The organism is Brevibacillus sp. NRS-1366, from assembly GCF_050467985.1.
Genome location: NZ_JBITPN010000022.1, coordinates 272,806 through 295,391 on the forward strand (window position 1 = coordinate 272,806; position 22,586 = coordinate 295,391).

The 22,586-nt window shown below is 47.4% G+C and carries 19 protein-coding genes; 1 reads left to right on the forward strand and 18 read right to left on the reverse strand.

What is annotated here, in order from left to right; translation table 11 throughout:
- Positions 1–10 precede the first annotated feature (10 nt).
- The 9 genes from ACIFQN_RS17995 to ACIFQN_RS18035 form a co-directional block, all read right to left on the reverse strand.
- The gene (locus ACIFQN_RS17995) at positions 11–2,212 is read right to left on the reverse strand and encodes a S8 family serine peptidase (protein WP_429834400.1); all 2,202 of its coding nucleotides are present in this window, start codon (positions 2,210–2,212) and stop codon (positions 11–13) included.
- Between the two features lie 69 nt (positions 2,213–2,281).
- Positions 2,282–4,651, reverse strand: a complete 2,370-nt coding sequence (locus ACIFQN_RS18000) for an AAA family ATPase (protein WP_429834401.1) — start codon at positions 4,649–4,651, stop codon at positions 2,282–2,284.
- Positions 4,652–4,876: 225 nt separating this feature from the next.
- On the reverse strand, positions 4,877–5,368 hold the full coding sequence (locus ACIFQN_RS18005; protein WP_429834402.1) for a MarR family transcriptional regulator: 492 nt from the start codon (positions 5,366–5,368) through the stop codon (positions 4,877–4,879).
- Between the two features lie 122 nt (positions 5,369–5,490).
- Complete coding sequence (locus tag ACIFQN_RS18010) at positions 5,491–5,694, reverse strand: hypothetical protein (protein ID WP_429834403.1); 204 nt, start codon at positions 5,692–5,694, stop codon at positions 5,491–5,493.
- 74 nt (positions 5,695–5,768) lie between these two features.
- Positions 5,769–6,449 carry a metallophosphoesterase family protein gene (locus ACIFQN_RS18015; protein WP_429834404.1) on the reverse strand — a complete coding sequence of 227 codons (681 nt, stop codon included), beginning with the start codon at positions 6,447–6,449 and terminating at the stop codon, positions 5,769–5,771.
- 153 nt (positions 6,450–6,602) lie between these two features.
- Positions 6,603–7,265: a nitroreductase family protein gene (locus tag ACIFQN_RS18020; RefSeq protein WP_429834405.1), complete on the reverse strand. Its 663-nt coding sequence runs from the start codon at positions 7,263–7,265 to the stop codon at positions 6,603–6,605.
- A gap of 180 nt (positions 7,266–7,445) precedes the next feature.
- Positions 7,446–7,772, reverse strand: coding sequence for a hypothetical protein (locus ACIFQN_RS18025; RefSeq protein WP_429834406.1), 327 nt, complete (start codon positions 7,770–7,772; stop codon positions 7,446–7,448).
- A gap of 7 nt (positions 7,773–7,779) precedes the next feature.
- Positions 7,780–10,335, reverse strand: coding sequence for a DNA topoisomerase IV subunit A (gene parC / locus ACIFQN_RS18030; protein ID WP_429834407.1), 2,556 nt, complete (start codon positions 10,333–10,335; stop codon positions 7,780–7,782).
- A gap of 2 nt (positions 10,336–10,337) precedes the next feature.
- Positions 10,338–12,308, reverse strand: coding sequence for a DNA gyrase/topoisomerase IV subunit B (locus ACIFQN_RS18035; protein WP_429834408.1), 1,971 nt, complete (start codon positions 12,306–12,308; stop codon positions 10,338–10,340).
- Positions 12,309–12,863: 555 nt separating this feature from the next.
- On the opposite strand from ACIFQN_RS18035, the gene ACIFQN_RS18040 reads away from it, so the two are divergent.
- Positions 12,864–13,241, forward strand: coding sequence for a general stress protein (locus ACIFQN_RS18040; RefSeq protein ID WP_429834409.1), 378 nt, complete (start codon positions 12,864–12,866; stop codon positions 13,239–13,241).
- A gap of 151 nt (positions 13,242–13,392) precedes the next feature.
- Here ACIFQN_RS18040 and ACIFQN_RS18045 read toward each other — a convergent pair whose 3' ends face one another.
- The 9 genes from ACIFQN_RS18045 to ACIFQN_RS18085 form a co-directional block, all read right to left on the reverse strand.
- Positions 13,393–13,698: a DUF1292 domain-containing protein gene (locus ACIFQN_RS18045; RefSeq protein WP_429834410.1), complete on the reverse strand. Its 306-nt coding sequence runs from the start codon at positions 13,696–13,698 to the stop codon at positions 13,393–13,395.
- 82 nt (positions 13,699–13,780) lie between these two features.
- Positions 13,781–15,220, reverse strand: a complete 1,440-nt coding sequence (locus tag ACIFQN_RS18050) for a PAS domain S-box protein (RefSeq protein WP_429834411.1) — start codon at positions 15,218–15,220, stop codon at positions 13,781–13,783.
- A 113-nt stretch (positions 15,221–15,333) separates the two neighbouring features.
- Complete coding sequence (locus tag ACIFQN_RS18055; protein ID WP_164684734.1) at positions 15,334–15,504, reverse strand: hypothetical protein; 171 nt, start codon at positions 15,502–15,504, stop codon at positions 15,334–15,336.
- Positions 15,505–15,536: 32 nt separating this feature from the next.
- Positions 15,537–16,403, reverse strand: coding sequence for an ABC transporter permease (locus tag ACIFQN_RS18060; protein WP_429834412.1), 867 nt, complete (start codon positions 16,401–16,403; stop codon positions 15,537–15,539).
- Complete coding sequence (locus ACIFQN_RS18065) at positions 16,403–17,332, reverse strand: ABC transporter ATP-binding protein (RefSeq protein WP_429834413.1); 930 nt, start codon at positions 17,330–17,332, stop codon at positions 16,403–16,405. Before ACIFQN_RS18065 ends, ACIFQN_RS18060 begins: the two co-directional genes overlap by 1 nt.
- Positions 17,326–19,560 carry a hypothetical protein gene (locus ACIFQN_RS18070; RefSeq protein WP_429834414.1) on the reverse strand — a complete coding sequence of 745 codons (2,235 nt, stop codon included), beginning with the start codon at positions 19,558–19,560 and terminating at the stop codon, positions 17,326–17,328. The genes ACIFQN_RS18065 and ACIFQN_RS18070 overlap by 7 nt, the downstream gene beginning before the upstream one ends.
- 17 nt (positions 19,561–19,577) lie before the next feature.
- Positions 19,578–20,648, reverse strand: a complete 1,071-nt coding sequence (locus ACIFQN_RS18075) for a TolB family protein (protein WP_429834415.1) — start codon at positions 20,646–20,648, stop codon at positions 19,578–19,580.
- Positions 20,645–21,208: an RNA polymerase sigma factor gene (locus ACIFQN_RS18080; RefSeq protein ID WP_429834416.1), complete on the reverse strand. Its 564-nt coding sequence runs from the start codon at positions 21,206–21,208 to the stop codon at positions 20,645–20,647. Before ACIFQN_RS18080 ends, ACIFQN_RS18075 begins: the two co-directional genes overlap by 4 nt.
- Positions 21,209–21,351: 143 nt before the next feature.
- Entirely contained in the window at positions 21,352–22,500 is a 1,149-nt protein-coding gene (locus ACIFQN_RS18085; RefSeq protein WP_429834417.1) for a trans-sulfuration enzyme family protein, read from the reverse strand.
- Positions 22,501–22,586: the final 86 nt, after the last annotated feature.

Genomic DNA, 22,586 nt, shown 5'->3' on the forward strand with positions numbered 1-22,586 from the left:
TTCGAATCGGTCATTTACCTGGATAACTCATATGCAACCAATACTCGGCCTCAGTACCTTCATCGAGTGCGACTCGGATGTGGTACACACCTGCTTTGGCCAGCTTGACCACTAGCGTCTCTGGATGGTCCGTCCTTTTTGCTGACGCAATCTGTTTATTCCGGTTGTCGTACACATAAAGATCCACATCGGCTCCCCCCTCCCATTCGGCTGACAGCTTCAGCTTTCCTGGCTTAGTCACACGGATCGTATAATCCACATACTTCTGCTTTTTCGTCAGCTTCCCTATAATCGAGTCTCCATTTTGTTCCTTTTGCTCTATCTCGTTCGCTGCGTCCCTCCATTCTCCTGTCGTAGCAATAGCGTACGGCTGTGGACCCTTCGGGATATTATAGCCCTCCACAGTGACGGTATAAGTACCGACTTCCGGCTTTCCAATCCACACTTGCTCGACATTGTTCAGGTTGTCTACCTCATCATCAAATGGAGCTTCGAAAAAATCATTTCCATTCCGTTTTTCTCCTCCCGGTGTCGTCACTTGGAGATTTAAGTCATTGACTAATGCGCGTTTGGCAACCAAAGAGGCAGGGTAATCTGTCCACACCAGCGTAGTGACAAATGGTTTGGTAGCGTTCGAAACCTCCACCAGATAGGTCACCTTTTCCCGCGTTTCAATGCCTTTCTTTTCATCCTTATAATTCGTTTCGATCGCTTGGAGCAGATTAGCTCTCCCGAAACCTTGTAGGCGCATGTCTTCTCCCAGATCATCAGCACTCGTGAGCAGCATGGACTTGATAAGCGCGCTACTCGGCTGCTTCTGTCCCTGCTCTTGTAAAAATTGTCTAATTTGAGCGACACCACCTGCCAAAACAGGCGCAGCCATGCTCGTTCCACTCATATAGGCATAATGATCATCGAAGCTTTTGTCAAAATGGGTGCTCGGGGCTAGCGAGGATCGGGTAGATAATATGGAAGTACCAGGTGCAACCACATCAGGCTTCAATCTTCCATCGGAGGTCAACCCACGGCTGCTGTATCTCCAGATCTGATCGGGGTCATCAGACCATGAACCCAAATCGGGCCGATCATTCTCCGTCGCCCCAACTGCTATCACGTTTTTGGCTGTCGCTGGACTCCCTACCGTCTGAAGTCCTCTAAATCCTGTGTTCCCTGCCGCCACGACAGATATCATATCGGGATGCTCCCACAAAAATCGGTCAAACAGAAAGGAAGTCAGGCTGTATTCCCCATCATCGTCAGCCCCCCATGAATCGGAATGTATGCGAGCACCATCTGTATACGCTTCTGACAAAATGGTTTCAACATCTATCCTTAGTGCTCCCTCTCGATCTTGGATCGAATGAAACACTAATTTGGCATCGGGAGCCAAACCTTTATAGGTACCATCAGATGCTTCACCTGTGCCTACAATGCTGCCGGCGATATGGGTTCCGTGTCCATGGTGATCGCTCGCATCCGCTTTTCTGCCTTTCGCGTACAAGCTCTTGATCTGCCAGTGAAAATCCGGGTGCATCGACGCTTCTTCCCCGGTATCCAACCCTGTATCCGCCACCCCGATCAACTGTCCTTTGCCCGTGTATCCAGCGGACAGGAGCATATCCGATTGTGTCAGTGCCGCAGCTACATCATTATGCAATTTGTTTTCCGGCAAAGGGATCACGGCAATCACATCCTCAGATTGTATGACCTCCTCCAGACTCTGACCGGTCATAGCAGCGATCGAGAGGTGAGAGGGATCGATGTATACCTGACTATCAAAACCAATTACGGCAACATCAGCGCTCTTCTTTTTGGCTAATGTCGCGTGCAACAAAGGGGCCGCCTTTGTCACAGGCTGAAACGGGATCAGCTTTTCAACATATGGTTGTTTTTCTACTCGCTCCCTCCTTTTTTTGTTTTCAAGCTTTGCGATAAATGCGTAATCGGGTATGTAATCTCCAAGCATTACTCCCCAGTCTTCTAATTCTTCCTTCCAGCTTTCTTGAATCGGACCGGAAAATTGAATGATAACCAAATCTGATTTGCCTTTGGTTAAAAAATCCTTATCAATTGCAAGCTCATTCTTCACTTCAATCTGAATTGAACCCGGGCGTTCGCTCACCCGCTTCGCACTGACAGGAAGAGTTCCTGCTAAAATCATAGGTAACATAATACTAATTATGGTTAATCGAATATGTCCTTTTCCACGCAAAACAAAAACACCCTTTCCCATAGTGGCAAGATGCCTTCATTGTAGGGGAAAGGGTGGGACACAATTCAATCAGGTTGAGAGCAATGGCTCAAAATCCTCCCAGATGAGCCCTGTTAGCAAATCATGATCCCAATCCTGTTTGGGGACAGTCATTAGACGCAGGGCTTGATTTTGAATTGCTTCTTGCAGCAAGTTCCGGCTAAAACGACCGTTGCCATTTACTCTTTGTTGGTTGGCTGCCTCTATGAGACGCTCTTTGATTTGCACAAATGCTGACTCGGCGATTTGATAGCCTGCGGTATGTGCTGCCTTCTCTAAAATCAGTACCAGTTCCTCGCCCGAATAATCCGGAAAGTGAACGTATTTTTTAAAACGTGAAAGCAAGCCTGGATTGCTTGCCAGCAGTTGATTCATCTCAAACGGATAACCCGCCAATACGACAACCAGATTTTCTTCGTGTCTCGTCATTTCTTCTACGAGAGTGTGGATCGCCTCTTGTCCAAAATCCTGCTCACCACTGCCAAAAAGCGCATAAGCTTCATCTATGAACAGAACGCCTCCCAGCGCTTCTCTCATTTTTCTGCGGGTAAGAACTGCTGTCTGTCCGACGAATCCAGCGACAAGATCAGCTCGACTAGCCATGACCAGATGCCCGCGTTTCAGGTAGCCGATTTCTTTCAAAATATGAGCGTATAATTGTGCAACGGTTGTTTTTCCTGTTCCAGGATTCCCAGTGAACACCGCATGCAGCTCGATTGGGCTTGCAGGCATCCCTCTGACAGAGCGCTCTCTTGCAACAGCTACGAACGCCGCTACTTTCTTTAATTCCTCTTTGACCTGTGCAAGTCCAATCAAGTCCTGTAATTTATCCAATGCAGGCTGCTTATTCGCAGTCGATTCTTCTTCCCTCACATCCTCTGGGAGCAGAAGCGTGAAGTCCTCCCATTGCAGTTCTTTTCCAGCCAAAGCTCTCCCTTTGGCAAAAATGGAATCAAGGACAAGATTCGTAACCGTTCTCGCATTCCCGAAGGTATCATCTACCTGAGCATTCTCGATTCGCAATCTCAATGCATTTCTCGCCTCTTCAGTCAGGGCAAAATCGTTGCGAATGGCTACCTCGTCAGCTATTCTGATTAATTCCTCTGAAGTGTAATTCGGCAATAGGAAATGGCCGGTCTCCGGAAAGCGGCTGTATAGTCCCGGATTCGCATACAGAAAATGACGCATTTCCTCCGGATCCCCCGCCAAAATCACCACAAAACGTCCTGCATACTCACCACTGGTCATGGCAGCAACCAACGTGTCTATCGCGACTTGGCCATAATCGCTGCCGGAGCTGTCGGGACGTTTTAGACTGTAGGCTTCATCAATAAACAAGACGCCACCTTCAGCCTGTTTGACTGCCTCCATCACACGCTGCTCCGTCTGACCTACGTACGCACCGATGAGCTGGGAACGATCGACCTCAACCAGTTGCCCTTGGGTAAGCAGCCCAAGCTCATGATACAAACTGGCGAGCAAACGAGCCAAGGTGGTTTTCCCAGTCCCCGGATTGCCCATCAGGACTAAGTGAAGAGGGAGTTGATCATGCATATGCCAGCCTTTTTCCTCGCGCAGACGTCGATACTGCAAAAATTGGGCAAGCTGGCGAACCCGATGCTTAATTTCGCCAAGTCCTATCAATTGTTCCAACTGCTCAAGCGCCGTAAGAGCTCGAGGCAGCTCGGTCTCTTGTTGATCATCCATCTGCACAGCCAAAAGCTGTTCTTTTTGCGCCTGCTGCTGTGTCAACGCACGAATCGTCTCTTGCAGCTGGGATAACATTTCTGTCGAGAAAAATACGCCAGACAAGGATGCAGAGTATGCTTCCAACCTCTCGTGCAATTCATGAAGCAGCCGTTCCCTGTCCACATAGAGCTGTTCGAGTGCGGCTGAGCGGGGAAGCCACTTTTCATCAGACAGCTTTTGCGCGAGTTGATGTGCTTTCAAAGCAATCTGCTGCCACTTCGTAACCTCATTCTTTTCAACCGCCGCCTGTGAAAGTAAAACTTCTACCTTCCTTCTGCGCGTGACGACATTATCTGTCTCTCTAATGGTGGGAAAACCATCTGCGGGCAGGGAGTCACGCAGTTGGGAAAAATAGAGCTGAAGCTGTATGTTCAAAGCATCCTGATAGTTGGGGTCAAGCTGCAGCGCTCGTTTAACCCACTCGCTTGCCAGTGTGTACCCGCCTTTTTTTATCAAACGAAGAGCAGCCATTTTGGTCAGAACGACCGCTTCCGCGCTGTCTAGGGCATGCTCCGGATTGATTTTTCTGCGTTTCTCTATTTTCTGGAGCAAGGTCATACCTGCTCCTTCAGTAATTAGTTGATTGCTTGCAGGGCTGCTCTTCCATTCCTCGATCACTTCCAGGACATCCCGTTCATGCTGTTGATACATCTGTTTATGCTCCTCCCGATCCATTCATTCACTCCAGTTGTAGCATATTTAGCCGAACATGAAAAGATGAAGCGATTCTTTTAAGCAGAAGCACCCATTTTCAGCTCGTGAAGCCAATGCATACAAAATCAGGGCAAGCACCATGACCTTTTTGCGTCCCCACCGGGTAAATATAGTGTCCTTGGAAACAATCACTTCAAAAAAATGGGGAATGAATCTCTCATTTTATTCATTCACCCAATCTTTATCTAGCTCTGCTGTCGCAGCGACCATGACCTCTTCCAAAAACCTCAGCTCTTTTTCATTGTATCGCTCTAAAAACTTGTGCATATGCTTTTCCAGCCGAGCATGAAAAAGCTCATGAAAGCTATAAACGGTCTCACCCCCTGGGGTCAGCCGAAAAAATACTTCTTTTTGGTTGTCCTCCAACTGATAGCGCTCAATTAAGCTCTTTTTTATCAGTCTGCCGGTTATTTTGGAAATGGCACTCTTTGTCACTCCGATTCTCTGGGCAATGGAAGTGACATTCATTGCATCATGGTTTCCAATCGCCTGGATGACATGCAATTCTGTAATCGATAGGCTACCTACTTTTTCATAATCTAGCATGCTTTTTTTAATCTGGTTCAACAACAACATCTCACGGTGTTTGCTTCTCTCCTCCTGTTTATGGAGCATCGTCACCCATTGATTCCAAATCTTTTGTTTTACATCCATATTTTACTGCCACTCCTTTTGTTTCTAGGGAAACAATCATGCATGAGCATAGGATTACTGCATACGCAACCAAAAGAAACCGCAGCCCTACAGTTCCAAGGCTGCGTTCCTCACTTTGTCATTCAAACATTGATGTTACCCAATTCCACATCTGCAGAAAAACGGGCTTGTGCAGCATCGAAGACGTCACTCTCTGATTCTGCGGAAATCTTAAACATCGTAACCACTTTGTTGCCGCTACGTACTTGCACGTTGTACTGCGAATCGCCATCATACGTTGTGGCAAAATTATAGTCCCTGCCGTTTACATTTATATTTCGTTCCATAGTGGTCACACCTCCCATTCTAGTGTGACCCAAGCCCTTTCCCCTCATCCATCATTCGGTGGACAAAGCTCGCTCTATTCAACAGAATAAACTTTTCGACTCGGCAGCTCCAGACAGTTCAGACGACCGCCAAAAACAGCCCCGCCATCAATCCCGATGATTTTGTTCTCACCAAAGTAAACATCGTGCTTCCCATGCAGATTTTCTGTAGGTGTATGCCCGAACACCACTGTTTTCTCTCCACAGTAGCCTCTATGAAATTCTTCTCGGATCCACATCAGCATGTAAGGATCTGTCTTGGCAGGCAAGGTCGTCGGATGGACACCTCCATGGACGAATATGTAATCGTCTGTTTCATAATAGCAGTCCAAATCTGCCAAAAATGCTACATGCTCCTCCAAAATAGCTGTTTTCTCCAAAACTTCAGGAGCCTCAGATTCTGTACCAGCTGCCGCATGACCATAACTGGCTAGTGTTTGTTGTGCGCCATTGCGAAACCAGCGCTCGATGAATACAGGGTCCTGCTCGAACGATTTAACCATCATATGATCATGATTGCCCATCAATACAATCGCACCGTCTTCGTGAAGCTGCTTTACTTTATCGACTACGCCTTTGGAAGCCGGGCCACGGTCCACGTAATCCCCGAGAAGAATTAACTGGTCGTTGTTCGGATCGTAGCTTGCCTCGACCAACAACGTTTCCAACTTCTCCAATTCACCGTGAATGTCGCTGATTGCCAAAATTCGTTTCATCCTGCACCCTTCCTTCACCTTCTACAAATGACTTATCTACTGGCTCTTATTGTACGCTTCTGCCATTTGTGATGCCAGTCCCTCATACATTGCCGTATAAGGAAATGACCTCGGTCTGATTAAAATCAGAGCCGAGGCCTATTCCTGTTTCTTTTACTTATCAGACGTAGATTCTGGCATTTCATTCCAGAAAGTAATATCCTCAATGTCCAATCGAGGAGTTGGATGGCCCGGCTGAGCGGCTCGTCCTACTGCGATCAGCATGATGGTTTCATATCGATCAGAAATCTGGAAAGCTTCTTTAAACGTAGCTACGTTGTATCCACCCATTGGAACGGTGTCGTAGCCTCTCGCTTTGGCGACAAGCATAAATTGCATAGCAACAAGGCCTCCATCAACCAAGGCAATATTTTTAATAATCTCACGCTCTCTGTTTTCGTAGCGAGAGTTAATATTTTGAATGAGAGTAGCCTTCACTTCCTCATTCATGTATCCAGCTATTACTGCTTTTTGATAAATTTGCTCGGCTTGCTTGTAGCCTTCGTAATCCCCCAAGACAGCGATCACAGCAGCAGCATTGACGACCTGCTGTTGATTAAAAGCAATCGGCAAGAGCTTCTCTTTCAAATCCTGATTATCAATGATCAAAAATCTCCACGGCTGCAGATTAGAGCTTGACGGTGCCAATGTGGCTTCTGTCAGCATCTCTTTCAACTCATCGCGAGAAATTTTCACGGTAGGATCATAATGACGAACCGAGCGCCGCTCAGTTATGACATCAATAAATGTAGCTTTTTGTTTGGTAACCTGTTCCATGTTCTCATTCTCCTTCAAATCCATCTGTTTTATTTATCAGTAAATAAAAATAGCGTGACCAAAATGTAACACGATTCTCTTTTAAGTGGCAATCTTTCCATGTGCAAAAAAATCGCTCCAGCTGCTTGAGGCAGCCCTAAAAGCTACCTCTCTTGACTGGAGCGATCCTATTAAAGTCGTTTATACCGGTGAAAACAATGAGAGGTCTGCTGGCTGTCTGACGGAATCTCCCCCGGGCATCCCGACGACAAGAACCCCATTTCCTGCTTGTTCTCCATCTTCCCAGCTTAGCGCAAACGACTTACGGCTAAATGCATCCTGCTCATCCAAGCAGCCTAGCATCACCTTCAGCGTATCTGCTGTGATAGGCACAGGCACGCTGGGTCCTTGCTCTTGCGGGAGGGAAAGCAGTTTGGGTGCATCTTCAAAATACTGCACAGTATCGAGTAAGAGAGATACCTGCTGCCAGCAAAGCGGCGATACAAAAGCTTCAAATGCAGTTGCCATCTAGACATCATTCCTTCTCTTCACCAGGATGATCATTAAACAGAGAGTGTTGTGATTCTGGTAGTTTCTGTGACGAGCCTCCTGTAGAAGCTCCTTCTCCCGATCCTTTTCCGGTTGACTCTTCCTTCGACTCTTCCGTAGGCAAGACGGTTTCAAAAGCGATGGTTTTTACGCCACCTTCGACAACCGTGCGGCCAATGCCACCCTGTTCATTGACAATCACCTGATCGGTGTCAATTTGAACCCACTCATTTTGAGCCGACCATGCGTAGATAGTTTCTTCGATTGTAATGGCAGAGAGCTGGTGCGGATTACTCTTTCTCTTGCGGATTAACGTTACGCCTTTACCAGCACGTCCTTGTAGTGGTATATCCGTAACGGCTGTTCGTTTTAAGACACCATCTGTCGTCAACAAGCTAAATGCTCGCTTGTCCTCTTCTTCAATCGGCAGCATCGCGATGACCTCGTCACCGGCGGCCAGCGATATCGCCTTGACACCACTAGAAGCGCGGCCTGTTGGGCTAATTTCACTGCGCAGGAAGCGAATACCCATGCCATCCCTGGTCGCTCCGAGAATGCCTCCTGCTTCGTCTGCGACGAATACCGACACAAACTCGTCATCCTCTGCTTTTAGCTTGGCAGCCACAAGAGCATTCGAACGGTTCGTTTCGTATTCGGCGAGCGCTGTCTTTTTAATCAACCCACTTTTGCTGACGTGATACACAAACAGCGGTTGCTTGAAGCTTTCCACGATCGTAAAGCCGACGATTCGCTGATGCTTTTCCAGTGGAATGACGTTGACCACAGCAGAACCAATATCCTTCCACTTGTCGTCCGGGAACGCATTGACGAGCGTCGCGAAATACTTTCCGTCCTGCGTAAAGAATAGGGCGGTATGGGATGTATTCGTCTCCACAAAGTGACGAACCCGATCACCCTCCTTTACTCCACAGGTCTCCAGTGTCCCTCCCACAGATTTAAAGGAGCGCGGGCTTGTCCGCTTAATGTAGCCTTCATTCGTGAGAGTCACGATGCAATCTTCTGCATTGATCTGCATCGCAATGTCGATCTTGATTTCTTCGATCTCTCCCTGAATTTCAGTCAGGCGCGGCTCGGCATATTTTTTCTTGATCTCGTTTAGCTCGCCAGTAATAACCTGAATCAGTTTTTTCTCACTGCCCAGGATTGCTTTAAGCTCCTCGATTTCTTTTGCCAGCGTAGCCAGCTCCTTTTCCAGCTTGACGATATCCAATCGGGTCAAGGATGCTAACTGAATGCTGAGAATCGCATCTGCCTGCACATCAGTAAAACCGTACTTTTCCATGATGTTGCGCTTGGCGTCTGCACGATCTTCCGAATCCATGATGGTATCTACGATTTCTCGAAGGATCGACTTCGCTCTGATCAAGCCTTGGACGATATGTTCACGATGCTGCTTTTTGTCCAAATCGTACTGAGAACGGTTCGTGACGACTTCTTTCTGGTGGTCGATGTACGCCCCCAGAAGCGCTTTAAGGCCCATCTGACGGATGGTTCCCTCGTGAATCACGTTCATATTGTAGTTGTAATAGATTTGCAGGTCGGTATTTTTGTACAAGTAATTGAGAATCGCTTTTTCATCCGCTTCCTTGCGAATATCGACAACGATCCGTACCTTTTTGAGCTCGGCTTCCTTACGTCCTGTTTCGTCGCGAACAGCAAGTGCTCCTTCGATTTTGCGCTCCATCAGCAGCTCGTCAATTTGAGCAACCAGCTTTGATTTGACAACCTCGTACGGAATTTCCGAAATGACGATTTTCTTTACCTTCGCACCTTTTGGTTCTTCGACATGGGTATTCCCACGGATAATAAACTGCCCGCGCCCTGTTTCAAACGCCTTGCGGATTCCGGTCACACCTTGCACGATCGCACCCGTCGGAAAATCCGGGCCTTTTACGTACTGCATCAGCTCATCCAAAGAGATATTCGGATTTTTCATCTGCGCCACGGCAGCGTCAATAACCTCACCTAAATTGTGCGTAGGAATATCCGTAGCGAATCCTACCGCGATCCCAGCCGCGCCATTTACGAGGAGGTTCGGAAAGCGTGCAGGCAGGACCGCTGGCTGCATGGCAGAGTTATCATAGTTGGGAATAAACGTGACCGTCTCTTTTTCGATATCGCGCAGCAGCTCATTGGATAGAGCGGACAAGCGCGACTCGGTATAGCGCATCGCTGCAGGTGGATCTGCATCCAGACTACCGAAGTTCCCGTGCCCTTGGATGAGGACCTGGCGCATCTTCCACCATTGCGCCATGCGAACCATCGTCTCGTAAATCGCAGAATCCCCATGAGGATGGTACGTCCCCATTACGTACCCAACCGTCTTGGCTGATTTGCGGTACGGTTTGTCGTTCGTGTTGCCTTCCTGGTACATCGCATAAAGAATCCGGCGCTGTACTGGCTTGAGGCCATCACGAGCATCGGGAATCGCGCGAGAGAGGATGACCAGATTGGCATAGTCCCCGAAGCGTTTTCCCATGATTTCCGCAAAGCTTTGTTTAATGATCTGATTGGACAACATGCTTATTCATCCTCCCCCATTTCAAAGGTGACGTGGCTTTCAATCCACTCGCGTCGTGGGGGAACCTTGTCGCCCATCAAGACCGTAACCAGTTTTTCGCAGTGAGCCAAATCTTCCAGCTCCACCTTGATCAGCTTGCGAGTCTCTGGATCCATGGTCGTCTCCCAAAGCTGGTCCGCGTTCATCTCACCCAAACCTTTGTAGCGCTGAACTTCGGCGCCGCGTCCAACTTTTTTCAGAGCTTGCTCCAGCTCGTAATCAGACCAACAATAGATGGCTTCTTTCTGTTTGCCTTTGCTCTCTCTTTTCACCTGATAAAGCGGAGGCTGTGCAATGTATAAGTGACCCGCTGCGATCATGGGTCGCATGTAACGGAAGAAAAAGGTCAATAGCAGGGTCTGGATATGAGAGCCGTCTACGTCCGCATCGGACATGATGATGACTTTGTCAAAGGCACAATTTTCAATGGAAAACTCTTCACCGATGTCAGTCTCCAGCACTTCCAAAATCGTTCTGAATTCTTCGTTGCCCAAGACCTCGGAGAGCTTTGCCTTTTCCGTATTAAGCGGTTTGCCTCGCAAGCTGAACAGAGCCTGAAACTCCGAATTTCGCGCTTGCTTTGCTGATCCACCGGCGGAATCACCCTCGACAAGGAACAGTTCATTTCGCTTGGAATCCTTGTACTGAGGCGGTGTAAACTTTTCGGAAATAGACTTGCGCTTCTTTGCCGTCTTTCCTTTTTTGTCACCGCGCAGAGCTTCCCGCTGTTTGCGCAGCTCCTCGCGAATTTCGGCAGAACGAAGTGCCTTGTCTATTAAAAGCTTGCCTGTTTCCGGGTTTTCCTCAAGAAAAAAGCCCAGCTTTTCTGAGACGATTTGCTCAACAATCGCCCGCGCTTCTTCATTCCCCAGCTTGTCCTTCGTTTGGGACTCGAATTGGACGTCGGCCATCTGCAAAGACAAAACACCGAGAAACCCTTCGCGCAAATCGTTTCCAGTCAGGTTCGGATCTTTATCTTTCAGGTACCCCTTCTTTCGTGCAAACTCGTTGAAAATTCGGGTGGTACCATTACGGAAACCTGTAACATGCGTACCGCCATCGGTGGTTACAATCGAGTTGACATAGGAAACGAGGGTCTCAGCGTAGCCGTCATTGTACTGGAAAGCCAGCTCGACATAGACATTGTCTTTTTCCCCTTCAAAATAGACGATCGGATGGAGGGTGTTTTTCCCTTCGTTCAAATAATCTACATAGGATTTGAGCCCATCCTCAAAGTAAAACTCTTCCCGTTTCTTCTCAGGGCCTCGCTCATCAATCAGGACCATTCTTAGCTTTTTCAAAAGAAAAGCTGTCTCGCGGAAGCGGTCACGGATCGTTTCGTAATCAAAGCGAGCGTTTCCAAAAACCGCCTCATCAGGTAGGAATCGCACAGTCGTCCCTGTCCGTTTGGTATTTCCGGTAATTTCTAAATCGGTAACTGGCTTTCCGACCTGCTCGATGCCTTTTTCATCCACTACATAAGCAAATTTTTGCTTGTGGATTTTGCCCTCGCGGTGGATTTCAACCTCCAGCCATTGGGACAGTGCCACAACGACACTAGAGCCTACCCCATGCAAGCCCCCACTTTTTCTATAACCACCACCGCCAAATTTCCCCCCGGCGTGCAGCGTGGTAAAAATCACTTCTGGAACAGGTCGACCTGTTTTGTGCATACCTGTAGGAATTCCGCGTCCATGGTCCTCTACGCTTACGCTGCCATCTTTGTAGAGTGTCACGATGATGCTATCGTTTACGCCAGCAAGTGCTTCATCCTTTGCATTGTCCACGATCTCCCACAAGAGATGATGAAGCCCTCTGCTGCCAGTGGAGCCTATGTACATCCCAGGCCGTTTACGGACGGCAATCAAGCCCTCCAGGACCTGAATATCTTCTTCTGTATACGTTAATGTATGTAGTGTGTCTGTTTCTTTCAATCGCGCTCTCCCCTCTACTGTAAAAGCAACTTCCTTGGAAATTTGGCATTTCGCCAAGTCAAATAGCGGTAGTCTTCGTTTTTGGATACTTTCATCCACCATCTCGCTTTCAGGCAAGTACATTTCCGAAAGTCTAAAAAAGCGAACACTTAATCGCTATTGTACCGTATGGCTCCTATAGTATTCAACGATCGTAGCAAAATGGGGTAAAAAAGCCACCTCGCCCGAGCGAGATGGCCGATTGCTCCGATTATTTCTCGGTCAACACACGTTGCTTTTCCTCTTCGTCAATCTCAAAAATTGGCGTAAGCATTCTGTACACCACTGTTGTAATCCACTCATCCATCCTCCCTGCGCATCATGCAGCTCGTGTAACAATCATCTGCGCATAAGTTTTTTGGGGGAATCGTTTCATACAACTACCAGTTCATAGTGTAGCATTTCTGACAAAGAAAGGTCAAAGAGAAACCACAAGTTTTTCCAATCATCTGTTCAGATTGAAAGGGCATCCTAGTAAGGCATCGTTTTTTCGAAGGCGAAGAAGGGGGAATAATCTTGATCAGTGCTACGAAACCGTTCGTCAAGTTCCACCGTTACGATCAGGAGTTGGTCTCCGATATCCAGGCACTCAACTCGTCTGGATACCACAAGGATGACATCTGGGTCCTCAAATGGAACCCCGATAAAAACCACTCCAATCAACGGAACAATTTTTATAAATACAGCACTCACTTTGAGAGTGCTGTCGGAGACATCGACAGCAAGGCCCATTTCTTTGACAACGGCGGCGAGGAACTGCGCACGCGCCTGGAAAAGCTGGGTCTGACGAAGGACGAATGTTCTTCTTTGTTCAGAGAGCTGCAGGAGACGGACTATACATGCCTTCTCGTGGTTCGCGACCTAAAAGATAACATCATCAAAATGAACGACTAACGATAACAATAAGAAAACCTCTATCGAGGCCTGCTCAAGGATGAGCGACCGCGCTTGAGCGGAAGGTTATTCTTGCTGAACCAGGAAGCAGGTATGAAGAAAGCCACTGCACGGTCATATCGAACCGGCAGTGGCTTCTTTCAACAATCGATTAATTGTCTTCTTTAATAAGTTCGATGCCTTCCAGAACCTCGTTCAGCTTTGCATAAACGGTCTCTTCCTCGTCTTCCTCGAGCGGAACCATCTCGCCGCCATCGACTTGGAATACGAAGATATCTACTTCTTCGTCCAATTCCTCTTCGCTTTCCTCGTCTTCGATTGCTTCTGTCAAGGCAATATATTCTTTACCGTTCAGGTCAAACAATGCGATTACTTCAAAGTCACCCAACGGTTCACCATTTTCATCGTCCAGCGTAATGATATCGCCCAATTCCAGGTCTTTATTTTCTTCTGTCAATGTGTTCACGTCCTTATGTGGTTATTGGCTCTCGTTTCCATCATACCGTTTTTTTTGGGGAGAAGCAAACAGGCGAATGATCCTATCTTACAGGCATTCTTACCTCGAATGTGGTACCCTCGCCTACTTTACTGTTGACGTTTATCGTGCCACCGTGAGTCGAAATAATCTTATAGCTGACCATGAGGCCCAAGCCTGTGCCATTTTCTTTTGTTGTAAAAAAGGGCTCACCAAGCTTTCCTAAGCGTTCTTCAGGAATGCCACAGCCCTGATCGGTAAAAGCGACAAGCATCACCTCCCCTTCCATTTTGGCGGTTACGACCACCTCACCGCCTCTTGGCATCGCTTCAATCGCGTTTTTCAGTAAATTTAAAAACACTTGTTTGAGCTGATTTTCTTCACAAGGAATCCGGGGCAGATTTTTTTCATAGTGTGTCACGATCTGCACGTTATACATGATGGCATGTGTATCTGCAACCATAACAACATGCTCAAGTAAAGGTCGGATTTCCCGTTCGCGATGGATAATCACTTGCGGTTTAGCCAAAACCAGGAATTCACTAATAATAAATTCAATGCGATTCAGCTCTGCGAGCATGATGCGAAAATAATCTTGGTGGGAACTCGCTTGTGCTTGGAGCAACTGAACAAAACCTTTTAACGAGGTCAACGGGTTGCGTATCTCATGCGCTACACCGGCAGCCATCTGACCAACGATGGAGAGCATCTCTGACTTGCGGATCATCTCATCGGCACGATTGCGCTCTGTCACATCTTGAAGAATGCCGATCACAGCCGGTTTTCCTTTGTAAGTGCTTGTTTTTTGCAAGACTTCGACTTCAATCAGCCTCTGATTTTTGCGTAAGCCCCTGAATTGATAGCGGATACTAGAACGATCTCCATTCTCCCGCCATTCCTGGTTTCTACGGATGATCTCTCGCTCTTCCGGAACCACCAAATCGGAAGCAGTCATCTTCACCAGTTCGTCCTGACTGTACCCAAAAATTTCAGCAAGTCTCGGATTGACGTAAACAAAGCCAGGATGCTCCACGTAGGCAATGTATACGCCAACCAATGTATCCTCGACCAGACAGCGATATAATTCCTCAGCTTCTTGCAATTGCTGCTCCACCTGTTTGCGCTCCGTTATTTCTGTCGAAGAGCCGACGACCTCCCTGACAGTTCCGTCCTCGATGACCGGAGACAAAGTAGTAAAAAAAGTACGCGTTTGTATCCTGGTTTCAAAATGGACAACCTGCCCCTTGAATGCCATTTCATAATGAGGCAATAATGCTTCGTCATCTTTGCAGGCAAAAGAAATGTCTGTTAGCTTTTTGCCCGTCAAATGCTCTGTTGTCAATCCAAACTCTTTTGGGAGTTTACCTTCCGAAAGTGTAATGATGAAATCTCCATGTTGATCCCGAACGATTTTAAAGATATGGTTATGTACATTTTCTCCTGTCCTCGGAATTTCATCCGTATGCGAAACTGTCCAAACGCTGTTATCCGTATGCGTATGCAAAAGTATGCACCTCTTTAGGCAAAAGGGTATGGGTCAAGAATTCACCGAAAGGGACAATTTTCCTCTTTTTTACAGTAAAAAACAACCTACCATGACGGCAGGTTGTTCACTCTCTACTCGCTGTACTCTTGCAGTACACCTTTTTCCATTAAGAAAGCTTCTTCGGCTTGAAGAATCGTAATAATGGCCTCTCTTTTGACGAGCATGCCCGCAGAAGCCAGCCTACTTTCAATAAACCGTAGCATTTCTTCAAAATCAATAATCTGTACTTCTTGTTCACTCACCCAAAAAACCTCCCCTTTTCCTCACACGCTTCTCATTTTACATGAACAGGTCGTTTCTTCCAACTCCACCATTTTCGACGAATCGGCTTTAACAAATAAGCGCTCCAACAAACGAAGAGGAAGGCAAAAGCTAAATAAAAGCATGAAAAGAACAACCATGGAGAGAAGGTAATCTCATCTGAATGAGCAATGGACTCACCGAGAATCCCGAATAGGACAATCACTGGATTAATTCCTGCCAGCATCTGCAGCTCTGGCAATTTCCACACACCTGCATTCGGAAATTGCTCTGGGTATGCTTGCTGCAAGGACTCCCCAATAAAAAAGAAGAGCAGCCCTGTCCCGACGACAAAAAAGAATGCGATCCCGTAGGAAGTTACCGTGCTGACAGAGGTCCGTTTGATCCAAGTGGAGCAAAACAAGCCGAGTGAGCCCAGAAACAGCACATTAACCGCCAAAAACAGGATGAGCTTTGCCATCTGCTCGGGCGACACACTGCCGTATAGCATGACGATACTATACAAAGGCATCGTCGCAACCAAGAGCAGGCATGAAAACGCCAATGAGGTAATCAGCTTGCTCAATATAATCGTGCGTGTGGAAAGCTGTGTCGTCAATAAAATATGGAGGGTTTGGCGCTCCCTCTCTCCACTGATCGCCCCCGCTGTCAATGCAGGGGCAACGAAGCAGACCATCGCGTAGTGAATGCCTGCTGACAGAAGAAACAAATTGCGGTTTTCACCCAGCGCCGCCGCTTTAATCGGATCCATGAGTAAAAAACCAAGTGGAATGCCCCCCATAATCAACAAGTATATGGCGAGAATACACACTGTTTTTTTGGAACGGAATCGCTCTCGCATTTCTTTTATGAGTATCGGGTTAAAAAAGAAGCTGTTCATCAGCCGCCGACCCCTTCCGTAATGGACAGGAAGACATCCTCTAAATTGGCTTTGGCGTCGCCGAAATAAACGACAGCGACCTGCGCGTTGATCAGTTCCTGAAGTAAGTCCGCCTTTTGCAGTTCCGTTCCGCTAAAATAAAAGCGCAATCCCCCCATATACTCCTCCAGATTGGATACGAACGAACTGTTGTCCAAAATGATAGCTGCCGTATTTTGATTTCGCACAGCCCTAAGCTGCATGATGCTTAGGTCCCGATCTTGGTTACTTACATCGTGAACAGAGCCGCAAGCGATCAGCCTGCCTTGCTCAATAACCCCGATATCATCACATAGCTCTGCCAACTCCGGGAGAATGTGCGAGCTGATTAGAATCGTTTTGCCCATTTCCCTCAGTTGTTTGATGATTTCCCGAAGCTCGATTCGTGCGCGCGGGTCCAGACCTGAGGCTGGCTCATCCAAAATCAATACAGCCGGATCATGTACGAGACAGCGTGCCAACCCCAAGCGCTGCTGCATCCCTCGAGAAAGGGAATCTACAAAAGCTTCTGCTTTATGAGAAAGGTTGACTAATTCTAGCAGATCGGCGACAAGCGGCCGTCTTTTGGGAGCGGGAATTTTGAAAGCACCCGCATAAAATTCGAGGTATTCCACGGCAGTCAAATTATCGTACACACCGAAGAAATCAGGCATATACCCAAGTGACTGACGGACACTTGCCGGGTCTTTTCGTACATTATAGCCGCACACATATGCTTCCCCGTCTGATTGCGCAAGCAGCGTAGACAAAATCAGCATAGTAGTTGACTTCCCTGCCCCATTGGGTCCGATGAAACCGAAAACCTTTCCCTCTTCTATCGAAAGATTTAGGTCGGTCAAAGCTTGTACATTTCCATAACGTTTACTCAGATGAACGGTTTCAATTACCATTTCCGCTCACTCCCCTCTACTTGGAAAAACGGGGTAGGCAAAGACAATCGCGTAGCTCCGTCATGAGAAAAGCGAAGCAGCAATGATTTCTCTGGTGTCAGCGCTTCTAACAGATCTTTTTCCAGAACGAGCCTTGTTCCTCGCTCAATAGGCAACCACTTTCCACTCTTTTGGTTATAGTACTCCATTTTAAATGGCCGAAACGAGCTGTGATCCAGCGGAACAATCAATCGCTTCAAATCCACTTGCGCACTGCCTGCGCGAAGTACAAATGTGATACTTCCTTTTCCTAATTGCCACAGATATGCTGAATTGGCATCAAAGTCTCCTGCTGTCTCACGCACATCTACACCTAGAAGCCCATACGGATACGTCACGAGTCCTTTATCGTCCGGCTGCAAACGTACCGATTGCTTAACCACATTCCAGTAATGCGCACGATGGGGCTCACGCATTGATAAGAGTGGCAGCTTTTCTGCACTGGTCCCGACCATCCGCACCTGATTTCCTTGACCGTACGACAAGACGCTTTCTCTCAGGCGCTTGAATCGTTCTTCCACTGTATCCGCCTCGACCTTTTTGTCTTGTCTTGGCATGAACAATGGCTCTAACAGGTTATCAATCTGTTTTTCTTCGCCCTTTTTCATCGCACCGATCGGAATGCGCTGTAACCCAATTTCAATAAAGGTGCTATCGAATGAGAATCTCGTGCTGTTTTTCACACGTCCTTGCAATCGATCCCCCATTACCTTCAGGTCAGCCTCGAACTGACCCATATCCTGAATGATTCCAAAACCTATCGCCTGTTTGGGAGTAAGGTAAGGAAGCTTCCGGTAGGAAAGAAACCGATCTCCTGCCGCCAAGCCTTCTGGTTCATAATCATTTCGCCCTAATGTCAAAGGCAGCGCCACAATAGGGGCCTTTACTTCTACATCAAACTGATCCTGATCAACAGTCAAAAAGGTAGCTGCAGTCCTGGTTTGTGCAGTATGGTCATCCAAAATGCTAATTTCCGTGATCGCATTACTTGCACTCGTTTTCACAACCAGAGGTTTGCCGACAGCAAAAATACCGACCGTAATCAGAACGGCTAACCCTGGGATGACACCCCATGACCATGCCTGGCGATTCATCCGCTTCAGTATAAAATACGTAAGCGGCGCAACCAAAAAAACGTACCCGCCCCACAGAACCACCATCCAGACCGGCGCGGGAGTCTGTACATCTGGGATTTGACGGCTCAGTTCAAGAAATGGCCGTGTCATTTGATCCATATACGTGCTTTGTTCTAATACATCTTGCGCGCCATGTGTTTGCATAACACTCTGCCACAACTGCAAATTGTGCTGCCAAGAAGCAAGAGGCTCTTCTGTTACATCGTAATTGACGAACAGCATCATTCCCTTGCCAACCTCTCTGGAAACAAACAAGGGCATGTTTTCGTTATACACATGGATGGTCCCTGGTGGCGCAGGCTTGTCTCCCGTATAGGGGAATAGACCTTTTGCTATCTCTAGGCTTCCTCCCTTACCAGCTTTCACTGGAAGAATGTCAGCAAATTTTTGTACGATGCCATCCTGTCCAGGTCCCGCAGACAAAATGACAATCCCCCCCATTCGCATCCATTCCTTGATCGCTACGATTTGCTGATCATTTAATAATGCAGCCTGCTTGCCACCCAGTGCGAGCACATCCAAATTGCGAAATATCCACGATTGATCGGGAATCATTTCTGGTGCTAAATTTTGGACGGACATCGGTCTGGTCAAGTTGTATTCGGATTGGTTGATTGCCAAAAAATGAAAAGCATTGCTACCCTCATGCACGACGCCCACGATTCGACCGTCCTTTGGATACGGCAAACGCAGCTTCTCACTTTGGATGAGCTGTCCATTTGTGGTCAATTGAATGTACCAATCGTCTAGTACTACTTGTGCCGGCATGTCAAAGACAAGCTTGGAGCTTTTTCCTTTTTCAATCACTACAGGTTGACGTAAGCCCGACTGATGAGCATTTTTCTTGGACGGTCCCTTGGACAATTCCACGAATCCTTGAAACTTTTCTTCTTTGCTCGTCACCGTAACTTCAAGTCGCATCCACGAATCATACTTGATGACTCCACCTAATGGTACCGTTACTTCTACATCCATGTTGCCCTCGGCCTCTGCCGGCTGGACAAAAACGCTCAGCCATGCGATCAGGAGGACCAACATCCATTTCCATCTCATGCTTGTTCCTCCGCTCGTTATCGTGACGCCAGTGAGATAACCAGCGCTTCCGGTTCTTCGTTATGCGATATGAGCAACAATTGCTTGCCCTTTGCCGACCAATTCGCTCTGATCAGCTTTTCGGAAGATCGGTTAAACAGAGTTACTTCACGAGTCACAGTTGGCTGCTCATCCAGAAGAATCTCGGTCAATTTACCTTCTGGTGTCGTATAGGTCAATTGGGTATCCGTACTCCAGGATGGCCATTGCCCTTTTCCGAGAACGGTAATTTTGCCTGTTCTCATTTCCATAACGTGAATCTCATTGTCATTCATAAAAGACAGAAACCGACCATCAGGTGACCACTTTGGCTGCGAGCCTTCTGCCAATTTCCACTCTTGGAACGACACCGTACTGCTCACCCATATCTCCTGCACACCATTTTTAGTCCGAGAGTAGGCAATCGTGTCATCATTTTGGGACCAGTTTGGCGATTCGTACAAGACCCCTTCCTCTTCCTTCAATAGACGGCTGCTTCCCAGGTTGTACACATCAGGAAGATTGACAATCCAGAGCCTCGATTGTTGCTGTTGTTGTTCCACAACCGCGATACTCTTCCCGTGATTAGCCCAAGACAATGCTATGTATTTGCCCTCTGTTGGAGGCAATTTGACGGTAAGCGGCTTTTGATCCTTGTCCAATGAAAGGGTGCGGAGTACGGACGACTGAGAAATATATGCGATTTGTGTACCCGTCGCATCCAAATCCACTTGTTCGGCGGAAGACTCGGCAGGCAATGTAAGCAAATGATGCTCACGTACGGAAACAGCATCCTTTGTCCACCATCCATAGCTAACAAAGGCAATCGAAACCATCAATGTTGCCAAGCCTACACGAATGAGATTCCTTCTTCCCTGTGAAACGGAGACATCGGAAGTTTTCTTTTGTGCCTCCAGCTCCTTTATCCGCTGAAGCAGTTGTTTTTTCAGATCGGATTTTAATTGGTAATTAACAGGTACAGAGCGGCGCAGTCGTTTTAAATGGGTCAATAGCATGGGAACTGTCTGTTCATCGTCATAACCCTGGGGGTTTTGATCCTCCTCTCTCATTCGGAGTCCCCCCTTTCGTACATCTTCTGGAGTTTTTGCAAACCACGGTAAGAAATCATTTTTATACTCGACTCTGTTTTATCCAATACTACCGCTACCTGACTGATTTTGAGATCGGCAAAATAGCGGAGCATCAATACGTCTTTTTGATCCTGCGACAGCAAGTCGAGCCGGTCACGAAGCAGGCGAATTTCCTCATTCGTCAATGCCTGCCGCTCCGGCTGCCAGGTATCGTCCGGTTCTGCTCCCAGAAAATCCTCCTGATCTACTGGAATCTCCCTGTTTTTCCGCATGAAATCCACATAAGTATTATGTGCAATCCGGAAAATCCAGGAAGCGAACGGACTTTTTCTGCTATATTGTTCAAATTTTTCCAGCGCTTTTAAAAAGACCACAGTTGTCAAATCGTCAGCGTCCCACGTATTTTGAACCCGGCATCGCAAATAACGGTTGACCCGATCAAAATACTCATCATACAGTTCTGTAAATGGACGAGATTCGTAATATTCCTCACTCGATTTGACCGATGGCTGCGCGGAACGTTCCATTGCCATTCCCATGAACGGTTTCCTCGGTTTCTTTCAGTCTGAGTGGCACTTCTCATCCTAAAAAACGATGCTTTCTCAGACATTCTAATTCTTCTCTAACCAAGTAATACGTTTAGATTCGGAAGAAAGTAACAGAATTAGGAGATTTTTTTCTATTATTTTTCCAATGCTTGATTAAGCTCTCCAACGATATCCTCGATGGCTTCAATCCCAACAGACAAACGAACAAGCCCCATCGTGATTCCCGTTGCTTGCCGCTGTTCTTCCGTAAACGCGCGATGCGACGTCGTCACAGGATGAGAAACACTTGTCTCCACGCCAGCAAGCGATGGAGCAAATTTAATCCATTCCAATGAGCGATAAAAATCGTATATCTTGCTTTCATCAGCAAGGGAGAACGAAACCATCGCACCTTGTTTTTTTCTCGCAAAGAACGCAGTAGCCTCACTGCTCGGGTAATAAACGTGCTTGATCGCAGCATGTTTCGCCAAAAAGGAAGCTACTTGACTTGCATTGTCGCATTGGCGTTCCATCCGAACAGCCAATGTCTTTAATCCACGGGAAGTCAGCCAAGCCTCAAAGGGACTAAGAGAGGTGCCGTAGTTGACAACAATTTCGCGGGCACGCTGGATCAGCTCATGACTTCCAACCAGCACGCCTGCTGTCACGTCACTATGTCCTCCGATGTACTTGGTTGCACTATGGACTACGAGATCAGCTCCCAAAGTGGACGGCTGTACCAGATACGGCGTGGCAAACGTATTATCCACCATCACAGTTAGACCGTGTTGTTTGGCCTCGGCGACCCAGGAAGGCATATCTACTACTGTCAACAATGGATTCGTGATTGTTTCGAGAAAAAACAGCTTCGTGGTTGGACGTATATGATTGGCAAGCGTGGTCATTTCGTTCAAGTTGATACTTGTCAGCTCGATCCCAAACCGCGATAGCTCCTTGTATAGCAGGGCATAGGTCCCGCCATATATTTCATGGGAGGCCAACACGTGATCACCGGGCCCAAGTACCGAGAGAAGGCCAGCCATGATCGCACCCATTCCAGAAGACGCGCTGACACCTGCTTCTGCCTGCTCCAGTGCAGCAATCGTATCTGCGAGCTCCGTCTGATTGGGATTGCCGTTTCTCGTATAGAGATACTCGCCTTCACCCGCATAAAATTGCTCTACTTCCTCTAAGCCTTCAAAGGCAAATACAGAAGTCTGGTAAATGGGGGTAGACTTGGCAGTGACATGACGCAAAGGTTGATGACCGATATGTACTGTTTTGGTTTCAAATCGCTCTCCCACGTGTGACCACCCTCGCCTTTTATTCTGTAAAAAATGGTATTGAAGTTTTTCAGAAAGGCAGTAATGACCGTATTTCGATCAAACAA

Coding starts and splice junctions, on each gene's coding strand:
- parC (WP_429834407.1), bottom strand. CDS start 10,335: ATGTTGTCCAATCAGATCATTAAACAAAGCTTTGCGGAAATCATGGGA.
- ACIFQN_RS18075 (WP_429834415.1), bottom strand. CDS start 20,648: ATGAGAGAGGAGGATCAAAACCCCCAGGGTTATGACGATGAACAGACA.
- ACIFQN_RS18070 (WP_429834414.1), bottom strand. CDS start 19,560: ATGAGATGGAAATGGATGTTGGTCCTCCTGATCGCATGGCTGAGCGTT.
- ACIFQN_RS18005 (WP_429834402.1), bottom strand. CDS start 5,368: ATGGATGTAAAACAAAAGATTTGGAATCAATGGGTGACGATGCTCCAT.
- ACIFQN_RS18060 (WP_429834412.1), bottom strand. CDS start 16,403: ATGAACAGCTTCTTTTTTAACCCGATACTCATAAAAGAAATGCGAGAG.
- ACIFQN_RS18015 (WP_429834404.1), bottom strand. CDS start 6,449: ATGAAACGAATTTTGGCAATCAGCGACATTCACGGTGAATTGGAGAAG.
- ACIFQN_RS18010 (WP_429834403.1), bottom strand. CDS start 5,694: ATGGAACGAAATATAAATGTAAACGGCAGGGACTATAATTTTGCCACA.
- ACIFQN_RS18080 (WP_429834416.1), bottom strand. CDS start 21,208: ATGGGAATGGCAATGGAACGTTCCGCGCAGCCATCGGTCAAATCGAGT.
- ACIFQN_RS18000 (WP_429834401.1), bottom strand. CDS start 4,651: ATGTATCAACAGCATGAACGGGATGTCCTGGAAGTGATCGAGGAATGG.
- ACIFQN_RS18065 (WP_429834413.1), bottom strand. CDS start 17,332: ATGGTAATTGAAACCGTTCATCTGAGTAAACGTTATGGAAATGTACAA.
- ACIFQN_RS18020 (WP_429834405.1), bottom strand. CDS start 7,265: ATGGAACAGGTTACCAAACAAAAAGCTACATTTATTGATGTCATAACT.
- ACIFQN_RS18025 (WP_429834406.1), bottom strand. CDS start 7,772: ATGGCAACTGCATTTGAAGCTTTTGTATCGCCGCTTTGCTGGCAGCAG.